Source organism: uncultured Nostoc sp. (assembly GCF_964245445.1).
Classification (GTDB): domain Bacteria; phylum Cyanobacteriota; class Cyanobacteriia; order Cyanobacteriales; family Nostocaceae; genus Nostoc.
Genome location: NZ_CAXTNE010000253.1, coordinates 11,157 through 11,470 on the forward strand (window position 1 = coordinate 11,157; position 314 = coordinate 11,470).

The following is a 314-nucleotide window of genomic DNA, read 5'->3' on the forward strand; positions in this document are numbered from 1 at the left end:
TATCAGCTATGAGTACCAACTTGAAGCCAAACGCAATCAAGTTATTCAAGCTTTAGAACGAATTGGCGGTTTTGTGCATCCACCAGTAGATGCAGTTTTGGCTGCACCTTCAGCTTTAGGTTATCGTAATAAATCTACATATCCTCTGGGTATATCGGCAACCGGGCAAGTTCAAGCTGGTTATTACCAAAAAGGTAGCCATCAATTAGTTAACTTAAATCAATGCCCCGTGCAAGATGCGCGATTAAATCCATTACTTGCCCAAGTTAAACAAGATATCCAAAAGCAACAATGGCAAGTTTATGACGAACGCC

The 314-nt window shown here is 41.1% G+C and carries 1 pseudogene (only partly in view); it reads left to right on the forward strand.

The features are described 5' to 3' along the window. Positions 1 to 314 (forward strand): annotated as a pseudogene (rlmD, locus tag ACFE90_RS30045) (23S rRNA (uracil(1939)-C(5))-methyltransferase RlmD) (its annotated part extends 291 nt beyond the left edge of the window); the annotation flags it as partial.